Origin of the sequence: Peristeroidobacter agariperforans, assembly GCF_004138335.1 — a bacterium.
Lineage (GTDB): Bacteria > Pseudomonadota > Gammaproteobacteria > Steroidobacterales > Steroidobacteraceae > Steroidobacter > Steroidobacter agariperforans.
The window spans coordinates 1443893-1458718 of sequence record NZ_RYFW01000001.1; the positions used below are offsets into that span (position 1 = coordinate 1443893).

Consider the following 14826-nt stretch of genomic DNA (forward strand, 5'->3'; position numbering starts at 1 on the left):
GCTTTGGTGCCCGCACACACCCAGTCATTTGGACGGAGCAGGCGCTCCGCGGGTTGCAGGGGCTCATCCCTGGGCCTGCAGAGGGGAAGCAAAGATAGGGGCGGATCAGCCTGTTTGCAAAACTTTGCGCAGGGCGGTCGCCAGCAACCGACGTTGCAAGGCTTGAGATAAGGAGTCGGCTTGCGCCAGGCCCATCCGTGCAAGATGGGGCTGAACGGCGGGCGTCGGTGCCCCATTTAACAGTGCACCGAGCAATGTACGCATCCAGCCCGGCCAGGATTGTGTCGAGGCTTGCAGCGAGCGCAAGGCCTTCGAGAGCACGATCTCTTCGGCGGTGAAGTCGGTGCCGAAGGGCAATTCGGCAAACAAACCCTGCTCGCGCCAGGGCGCAAATTTCCTGGCCAGTTGTTGTGGTGTATTGGCGCGGGCCGCGTCTGGTATGCGCCAATCTTTCGGCAATTTGTTGGCCCGCTGGGCGTCCGCAACGAATGCTCGCTGAAAGCGGGCGTCCATGATGCCGACCAACGCCTCGACGATTTCGCGATCAGTGCGGCCACGCAGGTCGGCAATGCCATATTCGGTTACGACGATGTCGCGCAGATGGCGAGGCACGGTGCAGTGCCCGTAGCTCCAAACGATGTTGGATGAAGTAACGCCGCTGGCCGTGCGCGTCGAGCGCAGACAAAGAATGGACCGTGCTTCCGGCAGCGCATGCGCCATCGCGACGAAGTTATATTGACCGCCGACGCCGCTGACGACGCGACCGTCGCTCAGTGCATCGGACACGGCGGCTCCCAAGCCGGTGACCATCATCGTCGTGTTCACGAAGCGCGCATAGCGGCGCTGTGCGCACTTCAATTCCCATTCGTGCCCGTACAGCTCGTTGACGAAGCTGATGCCGCGCATCGCGAACATCTTGCGCTGAACGGCCGGCAGTTCACGCAGGCCGGTGTAGAAGCCTTTCGGTCCGAAGAAGAAGCCAGCATCGGCGAGCACGCCGTTGCGCAATGTTTCGCCCAAGCAGTGCTGCGCAATCTGCGCACGCTGTTCAGGATCTGAGAACGTCGCTCGCAATTGCTGGCCGTCCGGCGTGATGAGCACGCCGCGATCGTATTCAACGTCGTCGCGGAACAAACCGACTTCGCGAAATTCCTGGAAGTCGGCGAACGACATGCGGCTCATGCCGGCTTCGACGAGTGCATCGAGTGTGTGCAGGCTGACGCGCTCGTCGATGTGTCCGTCATCGATGAGTCGTTGCAATTTCGCGCTGGGATAAACGCGGCGTTTCAGGATGCCGCTGCGATAGAGGTCCAGGAACCCGTCGGCGAGCATCTCGGTGCAGCCGTACAGGCCGCGCTCGAACGGCGCCGTGCCGCCTTCGGACTCGATGAGTCGGCGGTGTCGGGCGAGCGTGCCGGTCGATTCCAGCACTTCCCGATAGAGCGCCGGCTGCTTCTGGCGCAGCTGCAAGGAGTAGCAAATGCCGTCGCCCAGTTCGCCGATGCCCAGCTGTAGCGTGCCGCCGTCGCGAATCAGGGTGCTGACGTTCAATGCGATCGCATGTTCGGTCGGCGGAATCGGCATGTTCGGCGGACTGAACAACGTCGTGCCTGGATCCTGCACCAGGAAATCGAACGTATCGGCGGTGACCAGCGCGTCGCCATACATGAACGGCAGATCGCGATGTACCTGGCCGATCAACGCAAAAGGTTTGCTACTACCGGCCGCGCGCCTCGCTGCAATCAGCGGCAGCAGGTCGGCAGTCATGTCCGCATTGGAGCCCAGGCTCAACAAGCCTGGTGCTTCGTCGGCGGGTGGAGCGGCAACGAGCTGAGCGATCACGTTGAGCCCACGCCGCAACGCGTCGCGTGCGACGTGCGTGTAGTTGCTGCTCAGGTAGTGCTGCTGCAGGTGTTCGTTGCTCAGCCAGGCGCCGGGTTCCATATAGAACTCCAGCACTTCGATGTTCGCCGGCAACTGCTGCCGCTCGATCAGGCGCAGGTACTCCAGCTCCGGATAATTCCCGAATACACGGCGTGTGAAAGGCTCGATGAAACGCCGTTCCAAGTCGCTGCGACCGCGCGGCACGCGCAGTGACAGAGCTGTGACTATGGTCAGTCTGACGTTGGGATCGGCAACGGCGCGCGCCACGAAAGCATTGACCAGCGTGTTCGGTTTGCCGATCGCAACGGGCAAGCCCAACACCACGTGCTTGCCGACGCGGTTGAGGGTGGCCTCCACGCATTCGTCGGGGCCCATGAATCGAAGCGGTGCGGCTGCGGTCATCGTTGTTGGCAGTTACTCGTGCCGCGGCCCGATGGACACTGGTTGGGTCATGAAGCGCCTTTCAGGCGCAACGCGAAGCGCACCTGCACGTCGTTGCCGACTTGCGAAGTGTCTTTCCAGTCGCCCTGGCCGACGCCGAAATCCAGACGTTTGATTTTCGCCGTGCCCTTCAGCCAGGCGTCGCCGCCCTTGTTCTCGAATGTGAACTCGATGGGCACGTCCTTGGTCACATTGCGCAGCGTGAGCTTGCCGGTGGCGGCGAATTTGTTGCTGCCTTTGTCGGTGAACTTGTCCGCGACATAGCGCGCGCTCGGAAAGCGCTTTACGTCGAACAGATCGGCGCTCTTGATAGTGGTGTCACGCTCCTCGTCCTGCGTGTTCACGGACGCCGTGTCGATCTTCACGTCGAAGCGACTGGCGGCAAGATCCTTGGGATCGAAGGCAATCTCCGCGGTGAACTTGTCGAACCCGCCTTCGAATTGCGCGCCGGCCTGCTCGCCGACGAAAGTCAGTTTGCTGTCCTTCGGCTGCAAGCTCCACTGGGAAGCAGCGAGCGCTAGCATGGCGGCGAGGCTGGCGGTGCAGCCGACGACCAGCCGGCCGGCGAGGCGGTGTGAAATCTTCGGCAACATCATGGTCGGTCCTGTTTCAGTTTGACGGGCAGCATGCGGCGAAGCACGTTGTCCTTGTCGATGAAGTGATGTTTGAGCGCCGCCGCGACGTGCAGCAGCGCCAGCCAGAACAGTGTCTGGGCCAGCAGTTCGTGCGTCTCGTGCAGAAATTCATAAGCCGGGCGATTGGGCTCGATGAAATCCGGCAAGGTCACCAGTCCGAACCAGCTGACAGGGAAGTTGCGGGCCGATGACATCAGCCAGCCAACGACGGGCGTGACCAACAGCAGCGCATACAGGCCGATGTGCGATACGCGGGCCGCTATCCTCTGCCAGCGCGGGATGTCGAGCGGCTCGGCGGGCACGGGATTGAGCCAGCGCCAGATCAGGCGCAGCAGCGCCAGGCTGAGAATGGTGATGCCGAAGGATTTGTGCTGGGCCAACACCGCAATTTTTGCCGAGCCCAAAGGCAGAGCGTCGGCCCGGTTGGCCAGGGTGAACTGCACTATGATCAGCACGACGATGGTCCAGTGAAATAACTGTGCGACGACGCCGTAGCGAGATTCGTCGTTCTTCAGTTGCAACACTTGTTCGATCCGCAGGTACTTAAGAGGGGACAGTGTAAGCGATTATTCGTCCGGCGACCCGGCCCGGCCGCGCTGCAAATCTGACAACCATACGGGATGACCCGGATGCCACCCATCACACGTGCAATCGAACCAACTCGCCTTGGCCTCGCTCGTATCAGTGTAGTGCTGCTGCTGTGTCTCGGACTTGTCGCTTGTCCGCGACCGGTGCGGCCGCCAGCGCCATCGCCCGAAGTGCCGCCTCAGCCGGCCCCAACCCAGCCCGCGCCGCCGCCCGGCGCGGCGGGCGCAATGCTTTACCAGATCGATCCGCAGGCGTCCGTTCTGCACATCTTCGTCTATCGCGGCGGCACCTTCGCACGGCTGGGCCACAACCACGTAATGACCAGCAAATCGGTGCAGGGCCGTGTCTGGATGCGTTCCCAATTCGCGTCTTCGGGTTTCGAGCTGTCGTTTCCGGTGGCGAATCTGATCGTCGATGACCCGGACGCCAGGCGCGCGGCGGGCACGGACTTCCCGCCGGACATCCCGGACGCCGACAAGGAGGGAACGCGCAAGAACATGCTCCGCAAGGAAGTGTTGGACGGGGAGAGCTATCCGAATGTGACTGTGAAGTCCGCGACGGTCGAAGGCTCGGTGCAAGCTCCAAAGATCACCGCGCGCATCACCATCAAGAACGCGAGCCGCGACGTGGTGGTGCCCGCCACTATCGTCATGAACGGCGAACGCCTGACCGCGAGCGGGGAGTTCGAGATCTTGCAGACGGACTTCGGCATGAAGCCCTTCAGCGTGGCGCTGGGTGCTCTTGAAGTGCAGGACCGTTTGCGTGTGCGCTTCAACCTGGTGGCGGCGAAGCGCTGAACAACGGCGGAGCCGGACGGCCCCGCCGTGACTCGAGAGATCAGCGTTTGCCGAGCAGTTCGTTGGCGAGATCTTTCGCGCCGTACACGTCTTGGAGCGCGGTGATCATGATCGCGGGATGAACCGCGACCGTGCGATTTACCTCGCCGTCGTACCAGAAGCTGCCGGCGATGGAGTGGATGTTGCCGTCGAACGCGAGGCCGACCAAACGACCCTGCGCGTCCACCAGCGGGCTGCCGGAATTGCCGCCGACGATGTCATTGGTCGTGACGAAACAGAACGGCGTGTTCATGTCGAGCCGGTCGCGCGCGTCCAGCCACACTTGCGGCAATCGGAACGGATCTTTGCCGGTGGTGCGTTCGAACAACCGTGACAGGCGGGTGTACGGCTCCACCTTCTGTCCTTTTTCCACCCAGCCGGCGACCGCGCCATAGCTCAGTCGCAGCGTAAAGGTCGCGTCGGGATAAGTGTTCGTGCCGAGCACCGCAAAGCGTGCTTTGGCGATGCGCTCTTGCGCGGACGCGACCGGCGCTTGCACTTCGTCTTCGTAAATCTTGCGAACCGCGCGCGCTTCCTCATCGATGTCACGAGCCAGCGCAATCATCGGATCGTCCGAGCTCTGGATCGCCGGCGTACCGCCTTCCCACAACGCCTTGCGAACCGCCGGATCGGCGAGCTTGCTCCGGGTGACCAGTTGCTCAGCCAGCGATTGCGGCGACTCGGTGCTCAGCAGCTTGCGAACGATCGAATCGTCCGGGCCCAGCGCTTCGCGCAGCTTGTCGAGCGAGAACGACAGCGTCACCTGCTCGAAGTCGGGATAGACCGGTGTGGTCGCCAGCAGACTCGATTGGATCTTCGGCAGATTGGAGTCGGCGTACTCGCGCAGGCGTTGCTCGTTGCTCTTGCTGCGCTCGGCCGCGCCCCGCACCAGCTGCCGAGCGTATGAGAAGAGCTTGCTGTTGAATCCTGCACCGGCTTCCAGATAGAGATACCGATCGTAGATCTGGCGATAGCGCTCCTGCGCGACAGCGGCCTCGTTCCAGGCATCGCCGACCGTGGCCGCGAGCTTTTCATCCGACTTCACTCGTTCGCGCAGCTCGCGTTCCTGCGAGGTCTTGCGTGCAAACAAACTGTCGTCGAGCAGTGCGGTCTGGAAGCCGCGATAAACCTTCAGCGAGTTCTCGACGCTTTGCAGATAATCACTGGCGATGCGCGCGGGCTCATCGCCGGTCTTGCCCCATTGAATCAACCGGCCGCGCAACTCGGAGTTACGAATGAGATAGGAAGGCACGGAGGTGTCGCGCTGGAAGCGCAGCTGTTCCACCGTGAGCAGGCGGCTGGTGCTGCCGGGATGGCCTGTGACGAACGTCGCTTCGCCGACTTGCGGACCTTCGACCCGCCAGCTCAGATGATTCGGCGAATCGATCGGCTTGCCTTTCTCGTAGACACGGAACAGGCTGAAATCCAGGCTCCAGCGCGGGAAGTTGAAATTGTCCGGGTCGCCGCCGAATGCCGCGATCGCGTGATGCGGAGCGAACGCCAGCCGTACGTCGTCATAGCGACGATACTTGTACAGATAATATTGGCCGCCCTGATACAGCGTCACCGACTCGCAGGCCAGCGGTCCGCCGCGGCTCTTTTCGGAGTTCTTGGTGCACGCGGCTTCGAGCTTGCTCAGCTCCTGCTTACGGGCCTGGTTCGCTTGCGCGTCCTTCATTCCGGCAGTGGCGGCAGCAACCTTCGCCGTGACGTTTTCCATCTCCACCAGCACGGAGAGGATTTGCGTCGGGCATTTCTTCTCGGCGCTGCGCGTGGTTGCAGTGAACCCATCGTCTACGTAGTTCGCGCTCTCGCTGGAAATCTCGGTGAGGCACGGCATGGCGCAGTGATGATTGGTCAGCACCAGACCGTCGGGCGACACGAACGATCCGGTGCAACCGCTTTCGAAGCGTGTGATGGAGCGCTGCAATCTATCCAGCCACGGCTTGTCGAGCGTCGTGTCGTATTTCTTCTGGATGGCGGCCTGCGGGATATTGTCGAAGGTCCACATGCCCTCATCGGCGATTGCCGCGCTGGCGAGCAACGCCAGGCAGGCGGCGGCGAGACTCCGGAACATCGAATTCTCCTTGGTGTCCTTGGTATACACAGGGCGGTCCGTCTCCGCCTCGGGTCGTCAGTCTGCGGACTGTAGCAGCAGCAGCCGCGTTCCTTCCGGTGCGATCAGGATGGCATTGCTCGACTCGTCGAGACTGTCGGGCATTTCGTCGGAAAGTTGCCAGCCGCGCTCTTTGAGCCGCGCCAGGCGCTCGCGCATGTCTGGATCTTCGAAGGTCAGCACCGGCTGGCGAAACGCTCGTGAACGATACAACGCCAGGTTCAGATGGTCACTGGTGATCGCCGTACGGGCGAATGGCTCAGGTTGCTCGTCCCACGCCACGAAGCCCAGCGCTTCCCAGAACACGCGCATCGGGCCCGCGTCGCGGGCTGGCAGTCCGTACTCGGTAAAGTAACCGCAGGTCGTCGTCGGCTGACTTTCCAATGGCGGCGGCGAAAACGTGCGCGCCTCGAACACGTTGACCGATTGTCCCGAAGGATCGCGAAAGCTGAGCCGATTGAAGACTTCGTTGCCCAACTGCAGGTCTTCGAACTCGATGCCGAGCTGCTCCAGCCGCTCCATGCCGTGCATGAGTTGCGGCATCACGAAAGTCAGCGCAGGGGAGGGGATGGCGCGGCCGTGCAATCCCAGGAACAAGCGGCCGTCGGTCACCACCGCATACGGGTGCTCGAACGTCTCGCCGACCGGCGCCTGTACGAAACCCAGCGATTCATAGAACGCCAGCGAGTCGCGAATCTCGGGCGCGTACACGCTGATTTCGAGGAACCGGCCGAACATCAATGCGGTGCGCCGCTACTTAACGCCCGTCGCAGCGTCGCTTCGGCGTCGGCGGGTGTTCGATGCGACAGATCGGCCCAGCCCTGGATCTGCCGCTCGATCAAATCGGTCAGAGCGGTCACGTGCGCGTCGCTGGAGTTCAGCGAGGGAATGTAGTCGTACGCTTCGCCGCCTGCTTCGAGAAACGATTGCCGATTGCGAAGTGCGATCTCTTCGAGCGTTTCCAGACAGTCGGTCGCGAAGCCGGGGCATATCAATGTCACACGCTTCGGTCCACTGCGCGCGTACTCGAGCAAACGTTCGTCGGTGTACGGTCGCAGCCATTCTTCGCGACCCACCTGAGATTGGAAACTCACGCTCCATTCTTTCTCGCCCAGCGAGAGGCGCTCTGCGACCAAGCGCGCGGTCTTCACGCTCTGGCAGTAATACGGATCGCCTGCAGCGACATACCTCTTTGGGATGCCGTGGAAGGAGAACAGCAGATGGTTCCTCTCGTGCGTGCGCCAGTGTTGCTCGATGCTGGCTGCGAGCGCGCCGACATAACCGTCGTCGTCGTGATAGCTGCCGATGAAGCGCAGCTCCGGCACCCAGCGCCAGCGCTGCAACTGACGAGTGACGCGATCGAACACCGATGCCGTCGTCGTCCCGGAGTACTGCGGATACAAAGGCAGAACGACGATGCGCTGTGCGCCTTGCCGTCGCAGCGCTTCGAGTGCTTCAGGAATGGAGGGCGACCCGTAGCTCATGCCGAGCGCAACCGCTGCATTCCAGCGCGGCTGCAATGCTTCGCCGAGTCGCTTGACCAGTGCGGAGCTGTGCACGAGTAAGGGTGAGCCTTCGGGAGTCCAGATCTGTTGGTACGCATGAGCGCTCTTCGATGGGCGGATGCGCAGGATCACGCCGTGCAGTGCCAGCCACCAGACCAGCCGCGGCGCCTCGACCACGCGTGGATCCCAAAGGAAGTCAGCGAGGAAGCGCCGAACCGAAGCGGGATCGGGACCGTCGGGCGTGCCGAGGTTGGCGACCAGGACGCCAATGCGATTGGCGCTGCCGTGTTGATAAGAAGAATTGCCGAGGTAGTCGACCATGGGGCGCAAGTCTAATGACGCGAGGCACCTGTCGACCAACAGTCACTGCTGATCGGACCGATTGACGCCAGATCCGGCGCGCTTGAGGTGCTGGCGGCTCGAGCGGAGTGGGCAATTTCGAAAGCGGGCCGCAGCACCGCGCGAATTGTTTGTGCCACGGGCTATTTTCGTTGTGACTCAGTGGGATAGGGTCAGTGGGTCATGCCCTCGCAAAGCGCTCGCGAATCCGTCGCCTGGCGCTCTTGCGAAGGTATCTGCGGCGGCTGTGAGGGTATTTGCCTCGGTTTGTCGCTATACCCATTAGGATCTGCGTGCGTGTGATTAGGGATGCCTTCACAAGGACCCGCATGGTCGGGGCATGCAACCGGGCAAGGACGCCCTCCACTTCTTTCACTTCATCTTTTTGTTTTCGGGTTGGCGTCCGCCCACCGACCCACCACCCTCTATCGATTGTTCGGAGCGTCGCGATTCGTTACTGCCCCCTCCCCGGGATCGCGGCCTTCGCGCAGTGGACCGACGACTGGTTTAACTTATTCCAGTTGCGGTCCGGACGGCGGTCGGCAGGTATCTCCCATCAGACCCTGTCGACCGCCTCCATTTTGGGTTAGCGCTGCATTTTAATGGTCGGGATCGGGCATCCTGCCACGACCCTCCCGACTCCGATTAGCGTTCGACTATGGCTGTGACTCCCATGCCGCCGGCCGTGCACACGGAGATCAGGCCGCGGCCGCCGCCGCGCTGGGCAAGTTGCTTGGCCAGGGTGGCGATGATGCGCGCGCCGGTCGCGGCGAAGGGGTGGCCGATGGCGACGCTGCCGCCTTTAAGATTCATCTTGCTCCGATCGATGCTGCCCAGAGGCGCGCTGAGACCGAGCCGGTCGCGGCAGAACTCCGGCGACTCCCAAGCCTTGAGCGTGCACAGCACCTGTGCCTCGAAGGCCTCGTGGATCTCGTAAATGTCGAAGTCCTGCAGGGTCAACTTGGCGTCGGCGAGCATGCGCGGCACCGCATAGGCTGGCGCCATCAACAGTCCTTCCTTCTGCACGAAATCGACGGCCGCGTACTTGCCATAGGTGAGATACGCGAGCACCGGTAGTCCGCGCGCCTGCGCCCATTCTTCGCTCGCGAGCAGCACTGCCGCGGAGCCATCGGTCATCGGCGTCGAGTTGCCCGCAGTCAGGGTGCCGTTCGTCGCGAATGCAGGTTTGAGCTTGGCGAGTTTCTCGAGCGAGCTATCGCGACGAATGTTGTTGTCCTGTTTCAAGCCGCGGAACGGCACGACCAGATCGTCATAGAAACCTTCATCCCACGCCGCGCCGGCCTTGCGATGACTCTCCAGCGCCAGCTGATCCTGATCGACGCGCGGGATCTGCCAGGTGTGAGCCATCTTTTCGCAATGCTGTCCCATCGACATGCCGGTGCGCGGCTCGCTCACGCCAGGCAGCTGCGGTTTGAGAAAGCCGGGACGAAAACTGGCCCACGGCGAGAGTCGCTCGCCTAGCGATCGGCCGCGCGCACTGCGCAGAAGCAATTTGCGATACGCGCTGGGATAAACGATAGGAACATCGCTGGCCGTATCGACGCCCGCGGCTATCGCGGAGTCGATCTGACCGGTTGCGATTTTCAAACCGAGCACGATGGCAGTATCGAGACTGGTGCCGCAGGCGCGCTGCAAATCGAAGGCCGGAGTTTCCGGCGCGAGGCCGCTGTCGAGCACGCTCTCGCGCGTCAGATTGAAATCCTTGGAGTGTTTGAGTACGGCGCCGGCGCCTACGTCGCCGAGCACTTGGCCGCGCAGGTTGAATTTATCCACCAGCCCCTTCAGCGAGGCGGTGAGCATTTCCTGATTGCTAGCCTCGGCGTACACGCCCATCGAGCGCGCGAACGGAATGCGCGTGCCTCCGATGATGGCAACGCGTCGGACGGACGAACCTACGAGCATGACGGCTCCATGGCGGGCAACGACGGGGGCGCAAGCATGCCAGCCGTCGTCAGCCGCGAATAGTTGGGAATCGCTGTTGGCGCGGACGGCTTTAGTCCGTACGCTGTGCGGCCCGCGATCCGTAACGCCACACATTCACCGCCACAGCCGGCGGCAGTATTCGACCCCATGAGTATCCAGAGCCGCGCCCGCCTGGTCGTGGACGCCCGAGCTATTGTTGCGCTCGGCGGCCCGCTGCTAGGTAATAACCTCTCGATCACCGGCATGGCCTTCGCCGACACCGTGATGGCGGGCCAGCTGGGCGCGGTCGACCTCGGCGGTCTGGCGATCGGCGCCGCCAGTTTCAACCTCTTCATGTTCATGGGCTTCGGTTTGCTGATGGCTACTTCGCCATCGGTCGCGCACGCCTACGGCGCCAACGATACGTACAAAGTGACGTCCTATGCGCGTCAGTCATGGTGGCTGGTGCTGGCGCTTTCAATCCTGTTGTTCACGGGCATGCGCCAGGCGGATTGGTTCCTGCCGGCGATCGGCATCTCCGAGGACGTGCTGCCGGTCGCAGTTGGATACATTCACGCCATCAGCTGGGGCATGCCGGGCCTGCTCGCGTTCTTTTCGCTGCGTTATATGAGCGAAGGACTCGGGCGCACCAAGCCCATCATGTTCACGGGCTTTCTCGGCCTGACCGTGAACGTCATCTTCAATTGGATTTTCATCTACGGCAAGTTCGGCGCACCGAGGCTGGGTGCAGTGGGCTGCGGAGTCGCGACGGCCATCTCCATGTGGCTCATGTTCTTCGCGATGTTTCTACACGTCCGCGTGCACCGAGCGTATCGCCCGTTCAACTTCTTCGCGCGCATCGATCCGCCGAACTGGCCGGTGCTCGGCGAGCTCACTCGCATCGGTGCGCCGATCGCCGGCAGCATTCTGGCCGAAGGCGGTTTGTTCGTAGCGGCGGCGCTGATGATGGGCGGGATGGGCGCCGTGACCGCGGCCGGACATCAGATCGCGCTGAACTACGCAGCGTTCATGTTCATGGTGCCGCTCGCCATCAGCTCGGCCACGACCATTCACGTCGGTCACACGTTGGGGCGGGGCGATCTGATCGGCGCCCGTAATGCTGGTTTGATCGGCGTGGTGATGTGCGCCATCGTGATGACCGTATCAGCGATCGTGATCTTGCTGTTCAACGATCAGATCGCCGCGCTGTACACCCGCGATCTGCCGGTGCGCGAGCTGGCCGCCAGTTTGTTGTTGATGGCGGCGCTGTTCCAGTTTTCCGACGGCGTGCAGGTCGGCGCAGCAGGCGCGCTGCGCGGCTTCAAGGACACGACCATACCAATGGCCCTGTGTGTCTTTTCGTACTGGGTGGTTGGGTTCACCTTCGCTTACTACTTCGCTGTGTACCGTGGCGAAGGACCGCGACTGGTGTGGATCGGGCTGAACGTCGGGCTGACGATCAGCGCGGTGCTGCTGGTGGCGCGCTATTGGTCGATCACCAAAGCGCGCTTGCGAAATCAGCGGCCAGCGTAAGAGCCGCGCTGCGGATCGTTGTACCCGTAGCCCAGCGTGTCGACTTCCTCGACGATGCCGTCGATGAAGCGCACCCGGCGCATCAGCTTGTTCGGGCCGAAGTTGTAGGTCCAGGTTTCCACCGGGATTTCGATCAGGCCGTCGCCTGCAAAGAAGATGCGGCCGCCGACCGTGTAAGTGGGACGGCGCAGGATGGTGCGCGTCTGCACGTCCACCGGCTCGCCGCAGAACGCCCGTACTTCGGCGCGTGCATCGCCATCGCGGATCAACCGGCTGCCACAACGCATGCCGTCCGCATGCGCCGGCGCAGCCACCGTCGCGGCAACAAATGTCAAACCCAGGAGGAGTGCGGTACGCATGGTCTTCACTATGCCTCGCGACTGATGAATTGCCAATGAAACTTGCACTTCGTTCATCAAGTCGCCGTCTGGAGCCGTCCTTCGATGCAGTTCCGGTACAACTGAGCAAATTCCGCGACCGTCACCGGCACCGGATTGCCGCCGGTGGAAGGATCGTCGAACGCCTGTCTGGCAAACGCGTCCGCATGCTCAGGTGTAACGCCCAACTCCGCCAATGTATCCGGTACGCCAATGGTATTTCGCAGTTCCAGGATCCAGTCCAGCACGCCGCTGAAGGAATGTTGGGGCAGGTTCAGGTAGGCCGCCAGGCGCTGCATCTTCTCGCCGAGTGCCGGACGGTTCCACGACAATACATAAGGCATGACGACCGCATTGGTCAGGCCATGGTGCGTGTTCAGGTTGGCCGAGCAGGGATGACTCAGGCTGTGCATTGCGCCCAGTCCTTTTTGAAACGCGGTGGCGCCCATCAAAGAGGCGGCCATCATGTGCGAGCGCGCCTCGATGTCGCTGCCGTCGCGCACGGCGGTTGGCAGCCAATCGTGAATCAGACGCATGCCTTGCAGAGCAATGCCTTCGGCCAGCGGATGATAGGAAGGCGAGCAGTACGCTTCGAGATTGTGAGATAGCGCGTCCATGCCGACCGCCGCGGTCACCTTCGCGGGTAAGCCCAGCGTCAATTCAGGGTCGGCGATCACGATGGACGGCAACATCCTGGGATGAAAAATGATCTTCTTGGTGTGATCGCGCACATCGGTAATCACGGAGGCGCGTCCGACTTCGGAGCCGGTGCCGGACGTTGTCGGTACAGCCACGGTCGGCGCCATGCCTGAAACATTCACTCGCGTGTACCAGTCCTCGCGATCTTCGAAGTCCCAGATCGGACGCGTCTGTCCCACCATCAACGCTACGGCCTTGCCGGTGTCGAGTGCGCTGCCGCCACCGAAAGCGATCACGCCATCGTGCGCGCCACGACGGTACGCATTGACGCCATTCGTGACATTCGACTCCACCGGATTCGCTTGCACGTCGCTGAACACTTCACAGGCGAGTCCTGCCGACTGGCACGCAGCAACGGCGCTTTCGATCATCGTCAGCTTTGCCAACGCGGCATCCGTGACGAGCAGCGGACGTTTCATGCCTAACGTCTTGCACGCGTCCGGCAGCTCGGAAATGCGGCCGGGGCCGAAGCGGACGGAGGTGGGGTAGTTCCAGTTGCCGCGTAACGAAGCCATGATGTTTTCCTTCGGGCGGACGGGTTTGCTGACGATCTTGCTACTGCGTGCGCGTTCGCAAATGAAACGACTTGGGCCGCGTGAGATGTTCGTAACCGACGACTGACAGCGTGCAGCCGCGCCCCGAATCCTTCACGCCGACCCAGGCCAGCGCCGGGTCCAGATAGTCGCAGCGATTCATGTACCAGGTGCCGGTCTGGATGCGATCGCCGATGGCCAGCGCGGCGTCCTCATCGCCCGTCCAGATCGCGGCTGTCAGTCCGAAAGCCGTGTCGTTCATCAGTGCAATCGCCTGCTCGTCCGAGCTCACCTTCATCAGACCGGCGACCGGGCCAAAAATTTCCTCGCGCATGACGGTCATGGAGTGATCGACGTTCAGCAGCACCTGCGGCGCCAGGTAGGGTGTGCCCGGTATGCTGTCAGCGAATTTCGCTGCGTCGATCGCGGGCTGCGCGCCGGCGCTGATGGATGCGGCGATCTGCTGACGAATCGTATCCGCCGCTGCGGTCCGAATGACCGGGCCGAGCGTGGTGCTCTGCTCGAGCGGGTTGCCGAGCACGTATTTGTTCGTGAGATCGACGAAGCCTTCGACGAATTTTTCGTAGACCCTTTCGTGAACATAGATGCGTTGTAAGCCGCAGCACGACTGGCCGCTATTGAAGTACGCGCCGTCGACCACGTTTTCGATGGCGTGCGAGAGATCGGCGTCGTGGCGAACATAGACGGGATCGCATCCGCCGAGTTCCAAGCCAACGCCGATGAAACGTTCCGACGCCGCGCGTTGCACGGCGTGCCCGCCAGCGACTGAGCCCGTGAATGCGACAAAGTCGATCCGCGGATCGCGAATAACCTTTTCCGTGTCCGCATGACTTAGATGCAAGACTTGAAACACGCCATCGGGCAGGCCGGCCTTTCGCAGGCAAGTCGCAAAACGCTCGGCGCACAGCGGCGTTTGCGCAGAATGTTTCAAGACCACCGCGTTGCCGGCCATCAGCGCCGGGACGATGCTGTTGACGGCAATCAGATAGGGATAATTCCAGGCGGCGATGGTGAGCACGACGCCCAGCGGCTCGCGACGAACGAAGCGGGTGAAGTTTTCCTTGGGTCCTGCGTCGATGTCGGCGAGCGCTTGCGGGGCGATTGCGATCATGTGCCGCGCGCGCTCGAGTGTGCCGTTCACTTCGCTCGGCGAGTAGCGAATGGGGCGGCCCATTTGCCAGGTCAGTTCGGTGGCGATGTCGGTGCGTTGACTTTCGAAGATGTCGCAGAAGCGGGTGAGGATGCTTGCGCGGTCGGCGACAGAGGTGCTTCGCCATTCGCGCTGGGCAGTGCGAGCGCGGTCGAGCGCCTCGTCTATGACCGCGGCCGTCGCGAGCTCGAGCTGAACGTAGACGCTGCCATCGACAGGAGAAATCGTTCGTTGCATATGCCCCAT

12 protein-coding genes are annotated in these 14826 nt (G+C 62.2%); 2 read left to right on the forward strand and 10 right to left on the reverse strand.

What is annotated here, in order from left to right:
• Positions 1–105: 105 nt before the first annotated feature.
• From EK373_RS06255 to EK373_RS06265, 3 genes are read right to left on the reverse strand one after another with little or no spacing between them, the layout of a single operon-like run.
• Positions 106–2286, reverse strand: coding sequence for an acetyl-CoA hydrolase/transferase C-terminal domain-containing protein (locus EK373_RS06255; RefSeq protein ID WP_129641855.1), 2181 nt, complete (start codon positions 2284–2286; stop codon positions 106–108).
• A gap of 47 nt (positions 2287–2333) precedes the next feature.
• Positions 2334–2921: a YceI family protein gene (locus EK373_RS06260; protein ID WP_129641856.1), complete on the reverse strand. Its 588-nt coding sequence runs from the start codon at positions 2919–2921 to the stop codon at positions 2334–2336.
• Positions 2918–3484: a cytochrome b gene (locus EK373_RS06265; protein WP_157994244.1), complete on the reverse strand. Its 567-nt coding sequence runs from the start codon at positions 3482–3484 to the stop codon at positions 2918–2920. The genes EK373_RS06260 and EK373_RS06265 overlap by 4 nt, the downstream gene beginning before the upstream one ends.
• 291 nt (positions 3485–3775) lie before the next feature.
• Here EK373_RS06265 and EK373_RS06270 point away from each other — a divergent pair, with 291 nt between their 5' ends.
• Positions 3776–4345: a YceI family protein gene (locus EK373_RS06270; protein WP_157994245.1), complete on the forward strand. Its 570-nt coding sequence runs from the start codon at positions 3776–3778 to the stop codon at positions 4343–4345.
• Positions 4346–4385: 40 nt separating this feature from the next.
• On the opposite strand, the gene EK373_RS06275 is transcribed toward EK373_RS06270, so the two are convergent.
• The 4 genes from EK373_RS06275 to EK373_RS06290 all read right to left on the reverse strand — a co-directional run bounded on the left by EK373_RS06275 (position 4386) and on the right by EK373_RS06290 (position 10267).
• Positions 4386–6461, reverse strand: a complete 2076-nt coding sequence (locus EK373_RS06275) for a S46 family peptidase (protein ID WP_129641859.1) — start codon at positions 6459–6461, stop codon at positions 4386–4388.
• A 57-nt stretch (positions 6462–6518) separates the two neighbouring features.
• Positions 6519–7238, reverse strand: coding sequence for a VOC family protein (locus EK373_RS06280; protein ID WP_129641860.1), 720 nt, complete (start codon positions 7236–7238; stop codon positions 6519–6521).
• Positions 7238–8326, reverse strand: a complete 1089-nt coding sequence (gene hemH, locus EK373_RS06285; protein WP_129641861.1) for a ferrochelatase — start codon at positions 8324–8326, stop codon at positions 7238–7240. The genes EK373_RS06280 and hemH overlap by 1 nt, the downstream gene beginning before the upstream one ends.
• A gap of 663 nt (positions 8327–8989) precedes the next feature.
• Complete coding sequence (locus EK373_RS06290; RefSeq protein ID WP_129641862.1) at positions 8990–10267, reverse strand: acetyl-CoA C-acetyltransferase; 1278 nt, start codon at positions 10265–10267, stop codon at positions 8990–8992.
• A 168-nt stretch (positions 10268–10435) separates the two neighbouring features.
• On the opposite strand from EK373_RS06290, the gene EK373_RS06295 reads away from it, so the two are divergent.
• A complete protein-coding gene (locus EK373_RS06295) occupies positions 10436–11800 on the forward strand; it encodes an MATE family efflux transporter (protein WP_129641863.1) in 1365 nt (454 codons plus the stop codon).
• Here EK373_RS06295 and EK373_RS06300 read toward each other — a convergent pair.
• From EK373_RS06300 to EK373_RS06310, 3 genes are read right to left on the reverse strand one after another with little or no spacing between them, the layout of a single operon-like run.
• Positions 11785–12159: a DUF2845 domain-containing protein gene (locus EK373_RS06300; RefSeq protein WP_157994246.1), complete on the reverse strand. Its 375-nt coding sequence runs from the start codon at positions 12157–12159 to the stop codon at positions 11785–11787. The two genes, EK373_RS06295 and EK373_RS06300, sit on opposite strands and share 16 nt — an antisense overlap.
• 56 nt (positions 12160–12215) lie before the next feature.
• Positions 12216–13391, reverse strand: coding sequence for an iron-containing alcohol dehydrogenase (locus EK373_RS06305; protein ID WP_129641865.1), 1176 nt, complete (start codon positions 13389–13391; stop codon positions 12216–12218).
• Positions 13392–13431: 40 nt separating this feature from the next.
• Positions 13432–14826 (reverse strand): aldehyde dehydrogenase family protein, encoded by a 1395-nt coding sequence (locus tag EK373_RS06310; RefSeq protein ID WP_129641866.1) that lies wholly within the window; start codon positions 14824–14826, stop codon positions 13432–13434.